A 20,477-nucleotide genomic window follows, 5' to 3' on the forward strand; every position below is an offset into this window, starting at 1 on the left:
GTAAAGTAAGGCCGATCTTCATTTGTCCTCTCAACCACAAGGGGCTATATAAAATGGTATAAGAATACTACATTACCCGTATATGCTGGCTTGGGTTGATCTTTAATAGCGAGCGTGGCTTCAATAACAACTTTGGTAACACCTCTCAAGTTAACAGCGGAAACAAGTTTTGCTTTTAACTGAACTTCATTATCTACTAAGACTGGCTGTCCAAACTTCAGGTTTTCTATACCATAATTTATTTCCATTTTAATATTCCGTACATCCGCAATCTGCTTCCATAAATATGGAATTAATGACAGTGTTAAATAACCATGAGCAATGGTACTTTTGAACGGCCCCTCACTTTCGGCTCGCTCCTTATCTACATGTATCCATTGATGATCTAATGTCGCATCGGCGAATTTGTCAATTTGCGATTGATCTATTTTATGCCAATCGGAAACACCAAGTTCCTCTCCCACATGCGATTGATACTCCTCAAAATTATTGATTACTAACATATATATTTAAATGGTTAATGAATATTTCCGTAAACGTTTTTTGGCTCTCGACTCAAGGTCAACGGCATAAAAGTATTGAAAAAATATGAAATGACAACGGGGTCTCTTATAAAGGAGATTTATTTCTGTAAAGTATATTTACAAAGACTGTTCTTTTCAGGATTCAACCTTCAAAACAGCCCATTACTCTAAACAAGCTACAATTTCATACTTTTAAAGGTTCCGCGTCATATACCACCTCCTATTTACACACTTCCATTCTCGCACCTCTTCAATCTCAATGACATATTCGCCAACCAAAGTGGTAGGGTCAATACGGGAACGATGATTCAGGACAGAGAATTTTTTTCGGCATCAACCCAGTTGTTTGTGGTGAGATAAGCCTAACACACAATGAAATACCAACAGACCATCTAAATCTTACAATAGTATTTTTAGCAGATTTTTTCTACCTAGTATATGCTCGTTTTCGAAATATTCAAAAGGGTGACTTTTAACCTCAATACTACTCATGGAATAGTAATAGGGCTTACATATGTCATTACTTTTTATTTGGTTAATAGAATAGGACAATTCCACCCTCCCGAAATTAGCTACGTCAATGCTAAATGGGTAATCTCCTTCTCCTGTCTCCGGAATAATCAATATAAGTGTACCATTTAATGGATTTCTATCGTTGTTAATAATCATTTTGGGATATGACTTTACGATATTCGCAGATCTTATTTTAATAACTGCGGTATCCAGCTTATTAGCTATAATAATGTTTTCATCAGTCTGTTTGTTAACGAACACAAATCCAATTTGTTTTGGCTGTGATTCGTTTAACAAACCTTCACATGGGCTTCTTTCTGCTTTTTTGCAGCTAAACCCCAAATAAGTAACTAATAAAATTAACATAAATAAGGCATAGGTTTTCGTTTTCATTATTAAGGTCTAATTATTAATATCATATTTTAGGTTGCCGTTTACTGAATGACGAAAAATGTCTTGTAAATGCTACTCTTTAGAAAAAATAAACAAGTGGCTTCATTTGAAGGAATGCCACCTGTTTGATCTGTTTCTAAAATTTTTCTTAGAATAATAATCAGTAAAATTCGCTATTGATCTGAAGTTATTCACTTACAAGAACCTGGTATTTTTTCCAATTATCAAAAATCACCCAAAGATTTATTAAAAACATAACACCGGCAATCGCCAATCCGGACGGCATATAGACGGCATTGTGTAATATGACACCTACCATAACAGGAAGAATCACAATGGCTCCAAGAGCTCTTGTCCTGGGCAAGATAAACAACAATCCGCCTATTACTTCTATGGCACCTATTAAAGGGAATAACCACTTAATCTGCATAAAGGCCTGTCCGACCTTCAACATCTCGCCTTCCATTGGCGGAACGGGCATGTAGTGAAAAAATTTGTCCAATCCGGCGTTGATGAACATCAAGCCAAATAACACGCAGAGAATAGTTTTTACAATTTTCATATTGACTAATTTATGATTTATCGGCATTTGTCCACTTCTAATTTGTTTAATCACGGACATATTTTATTTGCCATTAAGCTTAACAAAAATAGTAAATTACCTGTTACAAAACAGTAGCGATTACGGCAAAGGAAGGGGGCGTCTACGACAAAAAAAGAACGCTGCTAAACCTGCTCATCTTTATGTTTTTCAGGGTTGACGTCTCGTAAATGGATGGTCCTCTCCATATCTTTCCGATCTCTTCGATTTTTCCGAAGGAACCATATAAGTATTGCTATTATAGCAATACTTACTAATGTAATAATGATGATGTTAGTTACCATATTGATTCTTTTCAACTTCTATCCACAGCAACATATTTTTCTTCTTATTGTTCTCTTTATCAATATTTTGACACGAATAGTGATTTCCGAATCAATGAATTACGATGAGTTTAATTTATACCTAAAACCTTATAATATGAACGACATAAATGGTGGAGCCAAAGTTCTTTTTCCGAAGCCCGTAACAGATTAATGTTCCAGTTAAAAATCGTTAAAATCCCAGTTTCCTCGATATGGTCTTGACAACATTCCATTTGCATAGACATTATCAAATATTTCCTTCTTAGGATCCCACTGTAAAGACTTCTGTAATTCATAAGCAATATTCACTGCATTGCAAACTGTTGCTGTGCGATGCCCTGTCTCTACATCCACAATAGGTTGCTTTCTGGCCTTAACAGCATTAATCCAATCTTGATAGTGATTTTCACTATGGTATACTTTCTTATCGCTCGCCTTAAGTGTGATTTTGGCTAGCGGCTCGGGTTTTGAACGAAGGAATTCTCTTGCCACTTCAATCGTCCCATTGGTACCTACGAATTGTATTGCATTACCTTCTATCCATCTTTTATGATTTACCTGAATGCCGTTCGCATATTTAAAATACAAACCCTCTTGTGCGAGCGGTTGTTGTGGAGGCACAAACTCTACAGGACCCGATCGGTCCATATCCAGAGCCCACTGGACAATATCGAACATATGAGCGCCCCAATCCGTTACATAACCGCCACCAAAGCCGTGGTAATTTCGCCAGCCGGCCCAGCTTTCATCACCTAAAGGTGGCGAAAGTGTGGGATGGTACCCCCGATACAAGGAAGGGCCAATCCAGTTATCCCAGTCCAAATAATCCGGTGTCGGCAAAGTTGGTAAATCGCATGCCCTGACAGGTCCACCAATCGAAACGTTGATCTCTTTAATCTCTCCGATATAGCCATTTCTTACCAAATTCACGGCATCTCTGAAATATTGTTGAGATCTTTGCATACTTCCGGTTTGAAAAACTCTTTTATACTTACCAACGGCATCTACCATCGCTCTGCCTTCCGCAATGGTTAAGGAAAGAGGTTTTTCACAATAAATATCTTTTCCGGCTTTTGCCGCATCTACAACCATTTGGGCGTGCCAATGATCCGGAGAAGCAATCACAACCGCATCAATATCTTTCCTATCTAACAGCTCGCGATACTGTCTGTAGGCTGCTACTTCTGCTGCTGCCTTCTTTTTATTTTCGACAATAGCAGCTTGAACAAAACGTTGTAACTTCTGCTTATCCACATCGCTGGCGGCTAGTACCATAGTCTCCGGACATTTAGCGATAGCCTTAAGTAAGTAACTATTCTGTTTTCCGGTTCCTATATAACCTAAATTGATCCGATCGCTGGGCGCTAAAAAGCCCTGACCGCCCAATACATGCCTCGGCAATATGGTAATACCAACCGCCCCGATTAGGGTGTTTTTAATAAAATCTTTTCTTTTCATTTTGGTTTACTTAAAGGCGTTCTGGTTTATTTAGCATATAACTGACTAAGTACGTACAAGATAGCAAATCTAAAAGAACCAAGCAATAATTTGTTTTCTAACAAGTGTCCGATTTTTACAATTAGATTCACATGAGCTATCTTAACTTAGCTGTCGGAAAAGTTGTACAGCAGTTGTTTTCGCCTTGGTAGACAAGAAATACTTTAGACAATATGGGAACTAGTTATAGTATTACAGACAAATTTGGAGAAGATTTAGCATGTCTTCTAGCAGAAAAGATAGTAAAACGATATACTGACTTTCAATCAGCGGCTTTTATTAAAGAGGTTGCTGTCAGCACAAAGGGCAAAACTTATACCCAACGGGTGGAGGTGATTGCTGATTTGTTAGATATTCATTTACCGTTTGCATACAAAGAAGCTATTCATATACTACTTTCCATATTAGGAGAAGAAAATCCGAAGGAGACGGGAATGTTCACCAATTTTTACTGGGTTTTACCCATCGGTAAATATGTAGAAAAGTACGGCTTATCAGATTACAATGTTTCTATGCGAGCAATTGCCGAGATAACCAAAAGAAACACAGGAGAATATGCGATACGTCCCTTTATAAGAAACTTCCCTGCACATACGTTGCAAATAATGGAAAAGTGGGCGCAATCTGACAATTTTCACTTGCGGCGCTTGGCATCGGAAGGATTGCGCCCAAAACTACCGTGGGCTACAAGATTAGACACCTTTAATCATTGTCCTGAAAAAGTTTTTAAAATTCTGGAAATATTAAAAGAAGACCCTGTCTTGTTTGTGAAAAAATCCGTTGCTAACCATCTAACCGATTGGCTGAAAGTAGATAAGGATGCTACCATGCCTTTACTTAGAAGATGGGCAAAGTCTAATAATAAACATACTATGTGGATCGTAAAACGTGCAAGTCGGAAAATTGACTTATTATTAGCTGATACAGTTGATAAGTAGCACTAAACGCACCTTGAAAAACTTGAATTAGCTAAACATAGAATTTACGCTGCCTATTGGTTTATCTTCCACTGATATTTCTGATCGTGGAACAGTTCTTTACCCCAAATGGGTAATTCGATCTTGATTCTCTCAACTACTTCCGTACATGCTTCAATTGCTGCCTTACGGTGCTGTGAAGAAGTGAATACAAAAAGGCAAATTTCTCCCGTCTTCACAACGCCTAAGCTATGGTGTACGTGCATACACGTCAACGCATACTTGTCGAAAATCTCTTCACGGATATTGTGCATTTTTTCCAATGCCATTTCTTCATAAGCAGTATATGCTATGGCAACAACTTCCTTTCCATCAATTAAATCAGCTCGTACCTGACCTAAAAAAATATTATGAGCCCCTATTTCTGTTTTCGTGGCATGTTTGGCAATGCTTTCTGAGATGAATGATGGACTTATCGGGCCATGTTGAAATATCTGTTTCATTTTTATAAATATAACTATGCTAAATTAGTAATTTATGTGCAAGGTTTTAATAAATTCATCTAATGCAGCAAGTGGATGCGATAGCGTAGTTAAAGCCCAAAACACAAAGTATTTCCTCAATGATTAATATATAAAGATTCCTATAACCGCTGCAACGGCTATTACAAAAACCGGATGTAATTTATATCGAACAGATAGGAACAGTGCCCCCAGAAACAGTAAAGGACTGAAGTAATCTATAAAGTTTTCGTGGTTCATTAAAGACACCGCTGCAAGTCCTATTAATGCAACGCTTAATAACCGAACTCCAGTCATGGCCCAGGCAAAATATTTATTGCTTCGAAAACGACTAAAAAAGTAAGATATTAAGATAATCAGAATAAACGAAGGTAAGCATAAAGAGAAGGTGGCTACGACTGACCCCAAAATAGACACAAAGGGAGAGCTTCCCGAATTTTCAAGGGCTGTATATCCGGCATAGGTCGCTGTATTTATCCCAATTGGTCCGGGCGTCATTTGAGATACCGCTATTAGATCGGTAAATTGCTGTTTCGTCATCCAATTGTTTTTTTCCACAACTTCGTCCTGAATCAATGAGAGCATGGCATAACCACCTCCAAAGCCAAAAACACCAATCTTTGTAAACACCCAAAATAGTCTAAAAAAAATCACCCTATCTCCTCTTATTTTTTTCTTTGAAAATATTATAGATTATTCCGGCAATACAGCCAAAAACAACAATGAAAATTGGCGATACATGTCCTTGCCACATTATGAGTAATGCCACAATAGGTATAATCGCTGTCTTATAAGTAAGTTTATTAGCTTTTATCGCCGAGAAACAAGGCGCCACAATAAGTGCGACCACCGCTGGACGCAGGGCTTTGAATGCTTTTGTGACCCATATATTTTCCTGAAATCTACTAAAAAAAGCAGCTATCATAATGATGATTGCAAAGGGCGCTACAATAGTTCCTAATGCGGCTATCGCACCACCCTTTAGCCCGTTTATTTTATAACCTACAAGTGCAGCAATGTTAGTAGCAAAAACACCTGGTAAAGATTCCGTAATGGATAGCAATTCATAAAATTCTTCCTTAGACAGCCAACCTCGGGACACAATATCCCGTTCTATTAACGGGATAACTGCATATCCACCACCAATTGTAAACAAACCGATTCTAGTGAAAGTGACAAATAATTTAAAGAACATTCAAACTAAAAAAAGGTAAAAAACTTCTGTACAACGTCTTCTCTTTTGTTATACCGGGGTTATATTTTATCTTATAAAGATACAAAAAAAGGCGCTTTTTTGGGCAATTTTTAATAAAAAAGAAATATAACCTAAAGAATAAAAAAGATGATAATTTCCGCTTCAGAAAACAACTAGCCTAATAAGTTCAGAGACAATCTATCGATGATAGAGCCATATATTTTCAAATTAGAAAAAGCAAATCGGATGAGACGAAATTTAGAAAAACTGAGACAGACGTTCACGATAGTCATCCATTTTTTGACTTTATTTGTGAGATGCTTTAGGAAAGATATTTCTTTGAATGTCCTGCGAGTTTCCACCGATTAAACATGTATAAAACAAAACCGAATTTTAGCCTTTTAAAGACAAAGCAGCATTTTGAGATTCTGGACGGATTAAGGGGAATCGCCGCAATAGCAGTGCTCATATTTCACTTCATGGAAATAGCTACTCCGGACTATCACGATAATTTTATAGCACATAGCTACTTAGCGGTTGATTTCTTCTTTTGTTTATCAGGCTTTGTGATTGCATACGCCTACGATAATAAGATGGATAGCATCGGCTTTATTTCGTTTCTTAAACTAAGGCTCATACGCTTGCACCCGCTCGTTATTATCGGCTCGATCATCGGTTTACTTGGTTTTTTGTATGATCCCTTCAGCGATCTGTATAAAGAATTTAGCCCCATTCAGATTGCGCTCATGTTTGCAAGCTCTTCCTTATTAATCCCATATCCTGCAGTGCCGGAAAGATACTTTAATTTATTTCATTTAAACCCACCCACCTGGTCATTATTTTGGGAATATATTGCGAATATTTCCTACGCTTTATTCCTTTATAAATTCCGTAACAAGATACTGTGGTGTCTCACCGGCATTGCAGCTCTTGCGCTATGTTACGAAGCCTATCGATCAAACTACTTGGGTGTGGGATGGGGAGCAGACAATATTCGAGGTGGCGGTATCCGTATCTCTTACTCTTTCTTAGTAGGCATGCTAGTTTATCGTTCTAACTGGGTCATCAAAAATAGATTAGGATTTATCTTGCTTGGAAGCTTACTCGCAATTACTTTCTTTATTCCTTTTTCTGAAAAAATCAATTGGGTGTTAGATCCGTTTATTGTGATCTTCTACTTTCCGTTCTTAATTGTGCTCGGTGTAGGAGTTAATGTTCCATCATCTTCCAATAATATCTGCAAATTTTTGGGAGATATTTCCTATCCGCTTTATATGATTCATTATCCGTTTATCTGGATATTTATGAGCTATGTGGAACAGTTCCATCCAACTTGGTCTCAATTACGTATCATTGTACTTTTAGCAGTCATCACTATAATCATTTTCGCCTATTTCGTTTTTCGCGTACTGGATCTTCCAATACGAACCTACCTCAAAAATAAATTCAAGAGAGATTGGGATAAATAATAAAAAGCGCTTTATCGAGTTTTCATATTTATAATGGATATATACAATGGTATTAAACCACATGATATCAAAATAAAAATGCTTACGCGAATATAGTTAAGTGTTCGCCAAAGATTTGCCCTATCCAACAAATCGGTTTCTGAAGCAGCTCCATTGGCAACATCTTGGAATGTCATAATGTTAGGTGCAAAATACATCAGTGTCCAAGCTCTGACTGCCATATGCAAGAAGAAAAGAAGCAGCAACCAATTTCTAATGGGCATTATTTTCCAACAAAAAATGAGTGCCACTACAAAGGTGATCTCGTGAATGGTATGGACAACAATCCAGAAAGTCTTTAAGTTTAGGCCATACCTTCCTCCCAGTAACTGAAAGGATTCAGGTGGTGAAGCTGTCCATTTAGGAACAATCACTGCAGTTTCAAAAATTTGCGCCCCATTCATCAGAAAGTAAACAAGTGTCGTAATGAAGAGCCATGTCTCAGCCCTTACAATATAATTTGCGCCGTATTCCATATTTATTGTTTTCTTAACTGTTCAATCATTTCATTCATAATATCAATGGCAGAAGTAAAATACTTTTCAAGTACGGTGATTTCTTGATCGGAAAAGGAATTCACCAGCTTAGATGTTTTTTCATTTAATTTATCAAAAAAGGGATTTAATAGCTTTAAGGTATTTTTGGTGTTCGGCACAATAATTACTTTGCGTCTATCCTCGCTATCAAACTTCCTTTTGACTAATTTTTTTTTCTCCAGCCGATCTACCAAGCCTGTGACAGCCCCTGTTGTCAGACCTGTTAATCTGGAAAGCTCACCGGCAGTCATTTCTCCATTTTGTATTATAAAACCTAAGTATTTATGATCTGTACCCGATAATCCTATTTCACGAGCAATCGCTTCGTGCATTAATATAGAGGTGTCTGAATACTTCCTGCTGAGGGATCTAAAGTTTTGAGCTTGCTGCTCTTTCGTTCTATCGGTCATTTCAAAATATATTAGCAACTAAATATCTTAGTTGCAAAGATAAAAAACAAAATCATACAAATCAATTCATTTTTTCCCCGAGGTTAAGAGTAGAGCTGCTCATGTATCTTAGTTCTGCCTGAAAGCAAGCCGCTTTCTTACTTTTTCAAGTTGCCTGCTGGCAAAAATTTGTGGCAGGTTTTAACATTTTGCAATTCCTTAAAACAAAATCGGCATCTAAATTCTTTTATGTGCATGGAAATCTCAACAAATAATATCGTCGTGCAAGTAAAAGAGCAGTTATTAGATCGTTTTGTAACGAGTGGCGCACATGTTGACCTCTTCGACGCAATACATGGGCTTTCTTGGGAGCAGGCCGGACAAAAAAACGAAACTTTTCCTTATAATATTTGGCAGCTAACAGAACATATTCGTATTTCTCAATTTGATATATTGGAATTTTGTCGCAATCCGAGTTACCGGTCTCCTGACTGGCCCTCAGGTTACTGGCCTAAACAGAGTAGTCCAAAAAACAGCTTGGAGTGGAAGCAAACGCAGGATAAAATTCGGGAAGATCATCAGGCCTTCATCGAATTAATACGAGAAAGCATGGAAATTTTTAAACGCTTTGATCACGGTACGGGGCAAAGCGTGTTTAATGAGGCCTTGTTGATTTTAGATCACAATGCGTATCATGTCGGACAAATCGTCCTAATTAGAAAAGTAAATGGATGGTGGCATTAATGCTGAATGTATTTAAGATAAGATCAATCGTATTTACAACTCCTTCCGCATATACATTGCTAACTGCTGATCACTTAAATCGCTATGGGACTGTAAGTCATTAATGATTTTTTCCCGTTCCAAACGCGTTTTATTCTGACTTAGCTTTTTAACTCCTTGAATATTCGATACTTCTAATTTAAACGCAACAATGCCCTTAATCATTCGGTCGATATACTCCTTTGGCAACGATTTCCATTGCTCATTATAGTCCTTATCATAGAAATTGATAGTAGCACTAAGTACCCGTAATATTTCTTCCCGCTCCCATATTAAACTAACGGTTCCATAAACATGAACCGCAACATAATTCCACGTCGGGACGCTTTCTATCTTTTCATAATTTTTAGGCGAAATATAAGCATGCGGCCCCGAAAACACCACCAAAACACTCTTTTCTTCTATCGACTTCCATTGCGTATTCGCTTTGGCAAAATGCGACTTTAATATTAATTGTCCGTTTTGGTGTTCAATGGCGAAGGGCAAGTGCGTTGCCACCGGAACCATCTGCTCATTCCCATTTATGATAAGACCAAAACTGTTCGCTTTTATAAACTCCAGTAAGTCATCTTGGTGTTTAAATACAAAATTTTTCGGAATATACATCTATTTCACCGTCTTTAAAACAATTTTAACAACATCTATTAGAAGTATGGTGTTTCCTCCCGAAAGTAGCATTGCGAAAAGAGGAGGCTTTCGTGAATTATCCTAGAATCCTATAAAAAAACGGCACGTACTTATTCATGCACTTGCCGTTTCCTGTCTAGTTTACGAAAGATTTACTCCGTAACCAATTGGGTATTTTTAAGCTGACTCCTTGTAGACGTTGTCAATTCGCGTTTTGCTAAAGCATGACATTCCTCCAAAGCTTGGCTGAACATCATTTGTTCAGGAGGGGTTTTCTGAGTTGCGGCAGACGGCCCACGTAATGCTCCGACGATTCCCAATTCCCTAGCTACATATACATATCGTATAGCATCAATTACGACGCCAGCGGAATTTGGAGAATCCTGAACAGATAATTGTGCGTCTAATATCACCGGTGCCCCCATAAACCCTTCGAGTTCTAACCTAAAATTGGCCACTTTGTTGTCTCCATAATAAGCAATATACTCCGATGGCCCTGCGTGCAAAAAGCTATTCTCAGTAGATATGTTCCTGATATCGTTTTGTGCTCTAATAACATTCTCTTTGGAAATCTTCTTCGATTTCAAGCGATTCTTGTCTTCCATATTCAAAAAATCGGTATTCCCTCCAATATTTCTTTGAATATGGGCTTTTACGTGATGTCCGCGCGCAAACGCAAGTTCTTGCAGCATTTGCGATAAAATACTCGCTCCGAATTGGCTTCTCATATCATCTCCAATAATCGGAATGCCTGCATCAATAAATCTTTGCTCCCAGGCAGGATCAGAAGCAATAAATACCGGAATACAATTTACAAGTGAAATGCCTAGCTCTAAACAAATTTCTGCAAAAAATTCCGTGGCAATTTGTGAACCAACAGGCAGATAATTGATCAGAATCTCAACCTGATGCGCCTTTAGCTGGTTAATAATCTGCTCACGGAAGACTTCAACAAGACCTTTGTCATATGTTGAGCTACTATCGAGCATATCTGTGGCTTTCAATGATTCCGCAACTTTGAATCTTTGCGCCTCCGGGTAGGAAGCCATCATTGGTGAAACACCATCAAGAACAACGGATGGATATATGGGTGCATTGGAGCTGATTTGATCATATAAAACCATTGTACAATTTGGTTTCTCAAAAATAGCATCTTTCAAAGTTTTTCCGATTTTCCGCTCGTCGACATCAAATCCGCAAACAAATTCAATGTCAGCAGCACGATATCCTCCAATGTCATCTGTCATTAAGCCAGATTTTTGATCGGGGTGGTTAGTATAATACTCAACACCTTGTACCAATGAGCTTGCGCAATTTCCTACACCCAGGATTGCGACTTTTATTTTATGTTCCATTAGTTAAAATATATTATTTTTTTTCATGTAAAACAAGTATTTAAAGTAAGTTTGCGGACGGATACAACTTATTACTGCTTCTTTAAATTACCTGTGGTTAAAATTATTGGTTCCAAAGGTAGCCAATGGTTTAAAATTCTCATCGAATAAAATATCTTTTTTTTGAAAGTTTTACTTTTTTATTAACATAGTCAAGATATTGGTATATTCTAAATGTAAATATCGGATAATTTTCCGTTATAGTAAGGCTATGAGCAAGTTATAGACAGTGAGTTTTTTTCAAAAGATGCGAATTAAATTGGTAGTAGGTTATCGGAAACAGATACCGGATACCATATCGGTTTTAGCGACGATCAGCCCCCAATAAGAAAAAAGGGCCTTGAGTCAACTATCAAGCCCCTTTTTATTTCAGATCGGTAAACCTATCGTACCGTTCTACCAAAACTGTAACGAATAGTCGCTCCAAATGTACGTGGGTCACCCAGCACAGCAGCATAGTGACCAGCATTGCCTGCAGCGGGAAGCAATTGCTCGAAGTAATCTTTATCTAGCAAGTTTCTACTCCAGATAAAGAACGATACACTTTGACTCGCTTGAAACCCGAGTCGCGCGTTCAGTAAAAGATAACCGTCCACATTTAAATATTGAGATGGAGACGGGCTCGATGAAAATGAAGAACGAAAATAAGAATCAATCGCGAAAAAGTAGCTCCCGCCTAAAGTAAGGAATTTACCCGGAATGTCAACTTGTCCACCTAAAGATCCCGCCCATTTTGAAATTCCAGGCAGCTTACCGCCTGAAATATCCTTGAAGGCAGACTCTCCGCCCGTTTCTTCTAACGGAACAGGTGCATTTTTAAAGGAAATGTACTTACCGTCGGTATACGAGAGCGCTCCATATAATGAAAAAACGTTGCCAATAAACACATTACCATCAAGCTCTGCTCCGCGTACCCTCACTTTTTCTGCGTTTGCTAAATAACCACGATTTACGCCTACTTCCGCGGTTTGCACTTGCGTTTGAAAATCTTTGATATCTGTATTATAAACAGAAAAATTTAAAGTAGCATTGTCCAAAGGAGTAGTTTTTATCCCAATTTCGTAATGTGTAACATATTCCGGTTTAATTTCTGCCAGTTCCAGCATTGGCTCACCGTTATTAGTAGGTAACCCCCCGAGGTTAAGTCCTACCGGTTTGTAGTTAGTTGAGAAAGTAGCGTAAGAATTGATACGATCATTGGGTTTATACGCTAGGGTTAGTTGGCCGGAAAGATTCGTATTATCGGTATTTGCGTTAAATACCTGATCCGTATAAACTGCTCTTTTAATTGCCAAAAGGGCTGGGTCATCGGTTTGAAGCCCTCCATAAGTTTGGCGGTTGAAATCTACTTTTTTGTCATCGTAATTAAACCTCAGTCCTGGCAATAGATGTATTTGGTCTGTGATCGACCAGTCGAGCTGGCCAAATACTGCCCCACTAAAAGACGTAAGCTTTGAATATGTCCGAATACCGTATCCATCGAGCAATCCCGGTGTGGCCCATAAATCACTCGTTGAATTTTGCGAGAACCGCCATTGCGCTGCACCTGATTCCTCCGTATGGTATGGATCTGTCTTCAATCGTTGTCCGATCGCATAAACACCAAACACTCCACTTAGACGGGATGAAAGATCACCGGCATAGCGAATTTCCTGCGACCATTGTTGATGTTTGGAAGGCGCTTGTGAGAGCGATAAAACCGGGAGCCCTGTAAAATCGCGATCGTTTGAGGGATTCCAGTTCCAATATCGCCACGCGGTCGTTGAAGTCAATGTACCTGATCCGATTTTAATATCTGCATTCAAAGAAACACCTCCTAAGTCATTATCTGATCGCCAAGGTGTGTCGTGGTCTATTTTTCTATCAAAAGGATTACGGCTTGGTAGATTATATCCCAGATCGGCAATAATTTGTTCAAATTGCCGATAAGCTGCTCTTTGTGTAGGAACTACCCCGGCGACAACTTGGGCATAACCATTGGGACGCTGTCTTGACACATCACCCGCAAATAGAATATTGACGTTATTGGAAGGTGCATAAAGTAATTGTCCTCGAAAGCCTAAATTATTAAGATCATTTACGTTTTGATCGGTAGCGACGTTATATAATACACCATCGCGCTGCGTACCGGAAAAAGAAACTCGGGCTGCCAAATTTTTCGTCAGGGGACCGGTAACGGAGCTTTTTGCCTGGACATAACCAAAATTTCCATAGCTCGCTTCGAAATTAACCTCCGGTGTAAAGCTAGGTTTACGAGTAGTGATGTTGAAAGCTCCTGCTGTCGTATTCTTTCCAAATAGCGTACCTTGGGGACCTCGCAGCACCTCTATTCGCTCAACATCAATAAAATCGAGTGTAGTTGCTGCTGGGCGTGCAAAGTAGACGCCATCGACGTAGAAACCTACACCGGGGTCTATGCCATCATTCGTAAGTCCAAACGTCGAACCTAACCCCCTAATATTCAAAGTCGTATTTCTAGGATTAGATGAATATAGTTGCACCGCTGGCACCAATTCTTTTAGACGATTAACATTGAATGCACCTGCATTTTCAACACGAGCTCCGCCGACAACAGAAATAGGAATGGGAACATTTTGCACACGTTCTGTACGACGCCTAGCCGTTACGGCAACTTCTGAAAGCTGGAAATCATCGGCAAGTAATACAATATTGAACTTGTTTCCACTCGCCTGTTGGACCTGCACTTCTTTTGTTCTGAATCCTACGGAACTGACAGAAAGTGTAAACGGCAAAGTTGTTGTCCCTTGAATGGTGAATTCACCATTAACGTCAGTAACAGCTTTTAAATTAGTACCCTTTATTAATACTGTTGCACCAAGAATAGCCACATCATTGGCATCTTTAACAATTCCCGTGACCGTTTGCTGTGCAAAAACAAACTGCGAGATTAGTGTGATTAGAAAAAGGAAAAGTAGCTTTTGTTTAAACATAATAAAATCTATAGAATAAGTAGACAAATATAGATATTCTTTTGATATTCCGTAGATTTTATAGAAATAATGAGGACGCTTATTAATGCGCATTTATTAATGGAGATGACGCTATTTTATCCAGGACAAATTACCATGGGAGAACATAAAGTAATTTAACACCAAGTAATTTCTGCGCTTATGTTTTGTATTCTTTCTCGGTTGATAGAATGCGATAACAATGGTGCGGAAATGCAAAATGTAAACAAAATTTTGTTCTTTTGTGTAGATGTTGCCACTTGCACTACGTTAATAACCGGTTATGAAATCATCATTATATTATTTAAGTCAACTGTTCTCTCAATAAATCCGGTGCCTGCTTGTAATAGACAAGCCTTTATGGTCATTGAAACAAATTTATAGCAATGAAAAATCAATCTGATTTACGGTTATTACCTGTGGTCGTACGAATTTTTATCGTCGGGTTAATTGTAGGAACGTTGGATATAACTGCAGCCTTCATAAAATACTATTTAGAAACGGGAAAGAACCCGCTGTTTATTTTCAAGTATATTGCAAGTGGGGTACTTGGTTCAGAAGCTTTTTCAACAGGAATGCCGGCAATTCTCCTCGGATTATTTCTACACTACGGTATTGCGCTTTCATTTACGATAGTTTTTTGTGTAATATACCATCGGCTTCCGATTATATCGAAATATAAAGTGTTATCCGGTATCTTTTTTGGCTTTTCGATTTGGGTTATCATGAATTTCCTGATCGTGCCACTAAGCAGCACTCCGAAGGGCGAGTTTAAGGCAGGTAATGCAATAAAAGAACTCCTAATTTTGATAGGCATGATCGGCTTACCACTACCCTTCCTAGCAAATTGGCTTGTTTTTAACGAACGAATCCTTAAAAGGGTTTAGTTATTAAAAAGTTTCCGGATCGCTAACCGAACAGATCACGTTCTCCGTAAAACTGACGAATAATCTTCACAAATTCATCTCCCAATTCTTTGGCTTTTCCGACCCCTATACCTTTAATTTGAGCTAACTCTCCCAAGGATTTTGGCGATTTGGCTGCAATAGCGATACAAAGTTGTTCACTCAAAATGAGATAGTCTGCAACCCCTCTCTTTTCGCTATTTTTCGTTCGCCAAGCGAAAATTTCGTCGAGTAATAAGGGATTAACCAAGTCGCTAATTTTAGGTTCGTTCATCCCTTTTTTTCCTACTTGATAAACCGGAACGTAATTTATGGCAGCCTCCATCGATACTGATGATAATTTTTGGCTATCGACTTGGACCGGATCAATCTGTAAGACGGCCAGTTTCCCTTTCAGATGCATTACAAACTGATTGTATATCTCAAAAAATTCAGGGTCGAGTCCCTCTTCTATTGGTAACGTTAGTATTTCTTTTACCATATCCAATAGCAATTCGACTTTGGGCTTGAAATAGGTTACCGCTTGTTTTAAGCGAAGTGTAAAATTGCCTTGCGCCAACGGAAGCCGGTAATCTAAATTATTCAATTCTCGCCTCAAGAATTTGTCAGCCACTTTTCTCACCTGATCGACTAAAAGCTGCTCAATCTCATTCACACGAGTGGCAACGGAAACCTCATTGACTGAAGATTGTAACATGGACTTCAAGAGGTTCCATTCAATTTCGATGTTCTTAAAGTCAAAGATATCCGCAATTAACTTATACTCCTGTTCTAACATCGCATGGCTTAGCAAGTCAGCCTCTTCACTTTGCATTCGACTTTGATGCATAAACGAAGTTATGCGTGCATCTGTCATTACATTCTCGGCTTTTACGGGTGCCTTTAATATCAATCCTTCCAAATTTCTACACCGGCTGAGCGCCACATATGTTTGGCCGTGTGCAAATGCAGCCTCCACATCGATCACCGCTTTATCAAATGTCAAACCTTGACTCTTATGAATAGTAATTGCCCAGGCCAGTTTGATTGGATATTGCGTAAAAGAACCATTGGATGATGACGCTATTTTCCCTTCCAACTCATTGAGAGCATATTTGGTGTATTCCCAAGTCTCCGGCATCACGTCAAATATAGAATCATCATCTAGAAAGCGGACCTGTATACTGTCGTGTGTTGCCTTTAAAACGCAAGCCGTCCGCCCATTATAATATTGCTTCTTACCACTTGAATCGTTTTTTATAAAAATAACTTGCGCACCCACCTTAAGACGTAGTTCCGGTTCAGCAGGATAGGCGTCTTTAGGAAAATCGCCGGCAATAATCGCCTTATAAACCATGATCTCTCCTTCCAAATCTCTTAAGCGGGTCTCGTTGATCTCTCCCACAGAGCGATTATGTGTCGAAAGCGTAATATAGTCAGTCAGCTCGGCAGCAGCCATTCCCGGTTTAAATTGCCGATTCAAAACAGAAAGAAGCGATTCATCGACATTGCCATCCCTTATGCTGTTTAGAATGTTAATAAAAGTGGGATCTGCCTGCCTAAAAACTTCCGTAAGTTCGAAACTGACTAACGGAAAAGACGCAAAAATCCAACTACTGAAAAAATAGGGGCTGGTATAATACTGCTTTAAGATAGGCCAATCATTCTGATAAACCGGAGGTAATTGATAGAGATCGCCAATCATGAGTAACTGAACGCCGCCAAATGGCCTGTCAGAACCTTTAATACTTCTCAAAATCAAATCAATTCTGTCAATGACATCTGCGCGAACCATACTGATTTCATCAATAATGAGCAACTGTAGACTGATGAGCATCTTTGCTTTGTCGGGCGCCATGCGAACCGCCTTATGATCTTTGAAATCACCGAGATCTTTTCGAGGAATCAGCGGCCCGAAAGGTATTTGGAAAAGCGAATTGATAGTAACACCACCTGCATTTAAAGCAGCTATTGCGGTGGGAGCTACTATCGCGATGTTCTTTGCTATAGTAGTCTTTAGATAGTGAAGAAAGGTAGTCTTGCCCGTTCCTGCTTTACCTGTTAAAAAAACGGGTTTATCCGTTTTTGTTAAAAAATCGATAACGCGCCTATGAATAACATTTAAGTTCATATAATTTACGATGTATCTGCGAAATTCGTAGCAAGACTCGTCAGCAAAGGTAGAAAAATCATATCATGCCTTTTCCTGTTTTACGCATTTTCTGAAATTTAGACTACTTTTCAGTAGAACAACAAATTATGTTTTTATACGTTAAAACGAAAAGGCCGATTAACACCCTAAACATGAATGATACGTTTTTGATTGATAATCAAACTATAGACGATTTACAGCTTTTCGAAAGTCCAAAATACAATCGCAGCGTTTATGCTTACTTCGATTATACAACTACCCTTGGCGGTAAAACACGCCTAAAAGAACTCTTTCAAACGCCGCTCAGGAACATATATGACTTACAAACACGGGTTGAGGATTTAAGATTTCTTTACGAGGAAATCGAAAATATATCCTTTCAGAAAGAACCGATGGACTTTATTGAATTTTATTTAGCGAATTCAGATAGTCCAAAAAAATATTCCTTCTTTCGAGCCTTGAAAAAATCAATTCAATATCAATATAAAAAGAAACAGGAACAATATAATAAGCAACGTGGCTTAATCGAAATACTGGATACGATATCTTTCCTGAACGAGCTTTGTCAAGAATTACAGAAAAAAGGCCAAGTTTCTTTTATCAAGAACTTATCCATATTGATAAACACAATCTATGCCGATGCGTTCATAAGGAATTGCTTAGAAAAAAATTACCGGAAGTTAAAAGGAATTCGATTAGAACGTTGCGACTATTTAATAAGGAAAATTTATAGACAAGAAATTCGGGACATACTGAATTATGTTTATCAATTAGATGCCTATTATTCCGTTGCATTGGCGGCAAAAAAGCATTCCTTCTCTTTTCCCCAATATATCCAACATGACAAAAGCAGGCTCGAGCTGAAGGCAGTTTTTCATCCCTTTTTACACAATCCCATTGTTAACGACTTCAGCCTAACAGCGAATAATCATCTATGCTTTCTTACGGGGGTAAATATGTCCGGAAAATCGACATTAATGAAATCAATTGCCATCGCAACCTATCTCGCTCATATTGGTTTTCCTATACCGGCAAAAAAGATGACAACTGGATTGTTTAACGGCTTACTGACAACAATCAATCTTGCGGACGACCTAACACAGGGACGCAGCCATTTTTACAACGAGGTCTTACGCGTAAAATTCGTTGCACAAGAGCTTTCTACGCGCAAAAATCTACTTATTATCTTCGATGAACTCTTTAGGGGTACCAATGTAAAAGATGCCTATGAATGTTCATTGTTAATAGTTGAAGCTTTTTCGAAGCACCCAAACAGCCTCTTTGTGATTTCAAGTCATTTGGTAGAAATTGCCCATAATTTAAAAGATATCACTCCCATTCAATTCAAGCATTTTCAAACCCAATTCGGAACAAACGGACCAACCTTTAACCATATCTTATTAGATGGTATCACAAGCGACCGGATTGGCACTTGGCTTTTAAAAACGAAGGGATCTTGGAAATGCTAAACGATATGACTAATAATAACGACACCGGCCACTAATGCCAACCTTCAATGTAACGAGCGGGATAACAAATTGTTTACCCCGCTTGTCAAGATATACCTTTTTACAAGATCAGCTTGGGTCGCTTTTCTGAATAAGTGATTTATAAATTAAGGCTCCTATAATTGCTCCTATTATGGGTGCTGCCCAAAACAACCATAACTGACTAAGATATTCGCCTCCGGCAATTATCGCTTGCGAAGTAGAACGAGCAGGGTTCACCGATGTATTTGTTATGGGAATTGAAATCAAGTGAATTAAAGTAAGTGCCAACCCAATGGCTATACCGGCAAATTTACCATTCGCAAACTTATCGGTCGCTCCCAGTATAACAATCAGGAAGAAAGCCGTTAATACCGCTTCTGCTAAAAAAGCGGCACCAAATTGATAACCATGGGGCGACAAGACACCATACCCATTTGCTGCAAACGCCCCTGCCTTCGTATTATCAATCGCAACAGGGTTCGCATTGCCGGTTAATATTAAATAAAGAATTGCGCCGGCAGCAAGCGCTCCCAAAACCTGCGAAAGAATGTATGGCAGCAAATCCTTGGCCTGAAAACGGCCGCCTACTAAAAGTCCAATAGAGACTGCAGGATTAAAATGCCCTCCTGAAACATGACCTACAGCGTAGGCCATAGTAAGGACTGTTAAACCGAAAGCAAACGCTACTCCCATATAGCCAATGCCTAAATCTGGTATACCCGCAGCAAACAACGCGCTGCCACAGCCGCCAAAAACCAACCAGAAAGTTCCGAAAAATTCTGCGAAATAGTTTTTCATAATCTGTTATTATTAATTGGAAAGTGATTATTAGCGATTTACGCTAGGTAAATATATTAATTTATTTTAAAGAAAAGTAATTTTTTTAATTGCCGTTACAGTAAACCACACTATTGTGCAAACCTGTGTACTTTTTAAAAAGCAGCAATATTCGGGTTTTACAATACTTGAACATTAATTTATTTTGAAGAAATGTTTTATTATAATGTATCGACATATTGAACTTGGCAAAACCGGAGGAGAGAGAATGATCAAACTTCGGGCATTAATTCATAAAAAAAAAGTCAGCTTGGCAGGTTATTGGCCAAAAAAAATATATGGTTTATTGTCATGTGGTTCGGGCAAACGTATGAAAGTGGCACATCGTGTATTTTTCTATGACGAACAGGAAGCCGTTGCGAAAGGATATCGCCCGTGTGGCCATTGCCTGCGGAGTGCGTATGAAAAATGGAAATTAACTCAAAAACATTACTTTAAATAA

The 20,477-nt window shown here is 38.6% G+C and carries 21 protein-coding genes; 7 read left to right on the top strand and 14 right to left on the bottom strand.

What is annotated here, in order from left to right; genetic code table 11:
* Positions 1 to 44: 44 nt before the first annotated feature.
* The 3 genes from ACH11B_RS27435 to ACH11B_RS27445 all read right to left on the bottom strand — a co-directional run bounded on the left by ACH11B_RS27435 (position 45) and on the right by ACH11B_RS27445 (position 1,992).
* Positions 45 to 503 (bottom strand): MaoC family dehydratase, encoded by a 459-nt coding sequence (locus ACH11B_RS27435; protein ID WP_130856527.1) that lies wholly within the window; start codon positions 501 to 503, stop codon positions 45 to 47.
* A gap of 420 nt (positions 504 to 923) precedes the next feature.
* Complete coding sequence (locus tag ACH11B_RS27440) at positions 924 to 1,430, bottom strand: hypothetical protein (RefSeq protein ID WP_130856526.1); 507 nt, start codon at positions 1,428 to 1,430, stop codon at positions 924 to 926.
* Between the two features lie 187 nt (positions 1,431 to 1,617).
* Positions 1,618 to 1,992, bottom strand: a complete 375-nt coding sequence (locus ACH11B_RS27445) for a DoxX family protein (RefSeq protein ID WP_041388762.1) — start codon at positions 1,990 to 1,992, stop codon at positions 1,618 to 1,620.
* Positions 1,993 to 2,295: 303 nt separating this feature from the next.
* On the opposite strand from ACH11B_RS27445, the gene ACH11B_RS27450 reads away from it, so the two are divergent.
* Positions 2,296 to 2,508 carry a hypothetical protein gene (locus tag ACH11B_RS27450; RefSeq protein WP_377611466.1) on the top strand — a complete coding sequence of 71 codons (213 nt, stop codon included), beginning with the start codon at positions 2,296 to 2,298 and terminating at the stop codon, positions 2,506 to 2,508.
* A gap of 8 nt (positions 2,509 to 2,516) precedes the next feature.
* On the opposite strand, the gene ACH11B_RS27455 is transcribed toward ACH11B_RS27450, so the two are convergent.
* Positions 2,517 to 3,794 (bottom strand): Gfo/Idh/MocA family protein, encoded by a 1,278-nt coding sequence (locus ACH11B_RS27455; RefSeq protein ID WP_377611468.1) that lies wholly within the window; start codon positions 3,792 to 3,794, stop codon positions 2,517 to 2,519.
* A gap of 212 nt (positions 3,795 to 4,006) precedes the next feature.
* On the opposite strand from ACH11B_RS27455, the gene ACH11B_RS27460 reads away from it, so the two are divergent.
* A complete protein-coding gene (locus ACH11B_RS27460) occupies positions 4,007 to 4,771 on the top strand; it encodes a DNA alkylation repair protein (RefSeq protein WP_377611470.1) in 765 nt (254 codons plus the stop codon).
* A gap of 53 nt (positions 4,772 to 4,824) precedes the next feature.
* Here ACH11B_RS27460 and ACH11B_RS27465 read toward each other — a convergent pair whose 3' ends face one another.
* The 3 genes from ACH11B_RS27465 to ACH11B_RS27475 form a co-directional block, all read right to left on the bottom strand.
* Positions 4,825 to 5,253, bottom strand: a complete 429-nt coding sequence (locus ACH11B_RS27465) for a molybdenum cofactor biosynthesis protein MoaE (RefSeq protein ID WP_377611472.1) — start codon at positions 5,251 to 5,253, stop codon at positions 4,825 to 4,827.
* 123 nt (positions 5,254 to 5,376) lie between these two features.
* Positions 5,377 to 5,901, bottom strand: a complete 525-nt coding sequence (locus tag ACH11B_RS27470) for a chromate transporter (RefSeq protein WP_246860326.1) — start codon at positions 5,899 to 5,901, stop codon at positions 5,377 to 5,379.
* A 25-nt stretch (positions 5,902 to 5,926) separates the two neighbouring features.
* Entirely contained in the window at positions 5,927 to 6,466 is a 540-nt protein-coding gene (locus tag ACH11B_RS27475; RefSeq protein ID WP_289552288.1) for a chromate transporter, read from the bottom strand.
* Between the two features lie 371 nt (positions 6,467 to 6,837).
* Between ACH11B_RS27475 and ACH11B_RS27480 the strand changes: the two genes are divergently transcribed.
* Positions 6,838 to 7,935, top strand: a complete 1,098-nt coding sequence (locus tag ACH11B_RS27480; protein WP_130856521.1) for an acyltransferase — start codon at positions 6,838 to 6,840, stop codon at positions 7,933 to 7,935.
* An 11-nt stretch (positions 7,936 to 7,946) separates the two neighbouring features.
* Here the strand turns inward: ACH11B_RS27480 and ACH11B_RS27485 are convergent, their stop codons facing one another.
* Entirely contained in the window at positions 7,947 to 8,450 is a 504-nt protein-coding gene (locus tag ACH11B_RS27485; protein ID WP_289552289.1) for a transposase, read from the bottom strand.
* Between the two features lie 2 nt (positions 8,451 to 8,452).
* Positions 8,453 to 8,920 carry a MarR family winged helix-turn-helix transcriptional regulator gene (locus tag ACH11B_RS27490; RefSeq protein ID WP_013668289.1) on the bottom strand — a complete coding sequence of 156 codons (468 nt, stop codon included), beginning with the start codon at positions 8,918 to 8,920 and terminating at the stop codon, positions 8,453 to 8,455.
* Between the two features lie 234 nt (positions 8,921 to 9,154).
* On the opposite strand from ACH11B_RS27490, the gene ACH11B_RS27495 reads away from it, so the two are divergent.
* On the top strand, positions 9,155 to 9,643 hold the full coding sequence (locus ACH11B_RS27495; protein ID WP_377611475.1) for a DinB family protein: 489 nt from the start codon (positions 9,155 to 9,157) through the stop codon (positions 9,641 to 9,643).
* Positions 9,644 to 9,676: 33 nt separating this feature from the next.
* Here ACH11B_RS27495 and ACH11B_RS27500 read toward each other — a convergent pair whose 3' ends face one another.
* From ACH11B_RS27500 to ACH11B_RS27510, 3 genes are all read right to left on the bottom strand, one after another.
* Positions 9,677 to 10,288, bottom strand: coding sequence for an FMN-binding negative transcriptional regulator (locus ACH11B_RS27500; RefSeq protein WP_377611477.1), 612 nt, complete (start codon positions 10,286 to 10,288; stop codon positions 9,677 to 9,679).
* A 173-nt stretch (positions 10,289 to 10,461) separates the two neighbouring features.
* Positions 10,462 to 11,664, bottom strand: a complete 1,203-nt coding sequence (locus ACH11B_RS27505) for a myo-inositol-1-phosphate synthase (RefSeq protein ID WP_013668292.1) — start codon at positions 11,662 to 11,664, stop codon at positions 10,462 to 10,464.
* A 422-nt stretch (positions 11,665 to 12,086) separates the two neighbouring features.
* Complete coding sequence (locus ACH11B_RS27510; RefSeq protein ID WP_377611480.1) at positions 12,087 to 14,654, bottom strand: TonB-dependent receptor; 2,568 nt, start codon at positions 14,652 to 14,654, stop codon at positions 12,087 to 12,089.
* 404 nt (positions 14,655 to 15,058) lie between these two features.
* Here ACH11B_RS27510 and ACH11B_RS27515 point away from each other — a divergent pair, with 404 nt between their 5' ends.
* Positions 15,059 to 15,559: a hypothetical protein gene (locus ACH11B_RS27515; protein WP_130856516.1), complete on the top strand. Its 501-nt coding sequence runs from the start codon at positions 15,059 to 15,061 to the stop codon at positions 15,557 to 15,559.
* Between the two features lie 22 nt (positions 15,560 to 15,581).
* On the opposite strand, the gene ACH11B_RS27520 is transcribed toward ACH11B_RS27515, so the two are convergent.
* Positions 15,582 to 17,687, bottom strand: coding sequence for an HRDC domain-containing protein (locus tag ACH11B_RS27520; RefSeq protein WP_377611482.1), 2,106 nt, complete (start codon positions 17,685 to 17,687; stop codon positions 15,582 to 15,584).
* Positions 17,688 to 17,860: 173 nt separating this feature from the next.
* Here ACH11B_RS27520 and ACH11B_RS27525 point away from each other — a divergent pair, with 173 nt between their 5' ends.
* Positions 17,861 to 19,177 carry a MutS-related protein gene (locus ACH11B_RS27525; protein WP_377611484.1) on the top strand — a complete coding sequence of 439 codons (1,317 nt, stop codon included), beginning with the start codon at positions 17,861 to 17,863 and terminating at the stop codon, positions 19,175 to 19,177.
* A gap of 108 nt (positions 19,178 to 19,285) precedes the next feature.
* Here ACH11B_RS27525 and aqpZ read toward each other — a convergent pair whose 3' ends face one another.
* Complete coding sequence (aqpZ, locus tag ACH11B_RS27530) at positions 19,286 to 19,996, bottom strand: aquaporin Z (protein ID WP_013668298.1); 711 nt, start codon at positions 19,994 to 19,996, stop codon at positions 19,286 to 19,288.
* A gap of 205 nt (positions 19,997 to 20,201) precedes the next feature.
* Here aqpZ and ACH11B_RS27535 point away from each other — a divergent pair, with 205 nt between their 5' ends.
* Positions 20,202 to 20,477, top strand: a complete 276-nt coding sequence (locus ACH11B_RS27535) for an Ada metal-binding domain-containing protein (RefSeq protein WP_289552300.1) — start codon at positions 20,202 to 20,204, stop codon at positions 20,475 to 20,477.

This window comes from Olivibacter sp. EAT-5 (genome assembly GCF_044784325.1).
In the GTDB taxonomy this organism is placed as follows: Bacteria; Bacteroidota; Bacteroidia; order Sphingobacteriales; family Sphingobacteriaceae; genus Olivibacter; species Olivibacter oleidegradans.

Excerpts from the sequence above, each read along its gene's own strand:
- ACH11B_RS27500 (WP_377611477.1), bottom strand. The coding sequence starts at position 10,288 with ATGTATATTCCGAAAAATTTTGTATTTAAACACCAAGATGACTTACTG.
- ACH11B_RS27440 (WP_130856526.1), bottom strand. The coding sequence starts at position 1,430 with ATGAAAACGAAAACCTATGCCTTATTTATGTTAATTTTATTAGTTACT.
- ACH11B_RS27505 (WP_013668292.1), bottom strand. The coding sequence starts at position 11,664 with ATGGAACATAAAATAAAAGTCGCAATCCTGGGTGTAGGAAATTGCGCA.
- ACH11B_RS27490 (WP_013668289.1), bottom strand. The coding sequence starts at position 8,920 with ATGACCGATAGAACGAAAGAGCAGCAAGCTCAAAACTTTAGATCCCTC.
- aqpZ (WP_013668298.1), bottom strand. The coding sequence starts at position 19,996 with ATGAAAAACTATTTCGCAGAATTTTTCGGAACTTTCTGGTTGGTTTTT.
- ACH11B_RS27510 (WP_377611480.1), bottom strand. The coding sequence starts at position 14,654 with ATGTTTAAACAAAAGCTACTTTTCCTTTTTCTAATCACACTAATCTCG.
- ACH11B_RS27455 (WP_377611468.1), bottom strand. The coding sequence starts at position 3,794 with ATGAAAAGAAAAGATTTTATTAAAAACACCCTAATCGGGGCGGTTGGT.
- ACH11B_RS27525 (WP_377611484.1), top strand. The coding sequence starts at position 17,861 with ATGAATGATACGTTTTTGATTGATAATCAAACTATAGACGATTTACAG.
- ACH11B_RS27520 (WP_377611482.1), bottom strand. The coding sequence starts at position 17,687 with ATGAACTTAAATGTTATTCATAGGCGCGTTATCGATTTTTTAACAAAA.
- ACH11B_RS27445 (WP_041388762.1), bottom strand. The coding sequence starts at position 1,992 with ATGAAAATTGTAAAAACTATTCTCTGCGTGTTATTTGGCTTGATGTTC.
- ACH11B_RS27535 (WP_289552300.1), top strand. The coding sequence starts at position 20,202 with ATGTATCGACATATTGAACTTGGCAAAACCGGAGGAGAGAGAATGATC.
- ACH11B_RS27460 (WP_377611470.1), top strand. The coding sequence starts at position 4,007 with ATGGGAACTAGTTATAGTATTACAGACAAATTTGGAGAAGATTTAGCA.
- ACH11B_RS27515 (WP_130856516.1), top strand. The coding sequence starts at position 15,059 with ATGAAAAATCAATCTGATTTACGGTTATTACCTGTGGTCGTACGAATT.
- ACH11B_RS27450 (WP_377611466.1), top strand. The coding sequence starts at position 2,296 with ATGATGATGTTAGTTACCATATTGATTCTTTTCAACTTCTATCCACAG.
- ACH11B_RS27435 (WP_130856527.1), bottom strand. The coding sequence starts at position 503 with ATGTTAGTAATCAATAATTTTGAGGAGTATCAATCGCATGTGGGAGAG.
- ACH11B_RS27465 (WP_377611472.1), bottom strand. The coding sequence starts at position 5,253 with ATGAAACAGATATTTCAACATGGCCCGATAAGTCCATCATTCATCTCA.
- ACH11B_RS27480 (WP_130856521.1), top strand. The coding sequence starts at position 6,838 with ATGTATAAAACAAAACCGAATTTTAGCCTTTTAAAGACAAAGCAGCAT.
- ACH11B_RS27475 (WP_289552288.1), bottom strand. The coding sequence starts at position 6,466 with ATGTTCTTTAAATTATTTGTCACTTTCACTAGAATCGGTTTGTTTACA.
- ACH11B_RS27485 (WP_289552289.1), bottom strand. The coding sequence starts at position 8,450 with ATGGAATACGGCGCAAATTATATTGTAAGGGCTGAGACATGGCTCTTC.
- ACH11B_RS27495 (WP_377611475.1), top strand. The coding sequence starts at position 9,155 with ATGGAAATCTCAACAAATAATATCGTCGTGCAAGTAAAAGAGCAGTTA.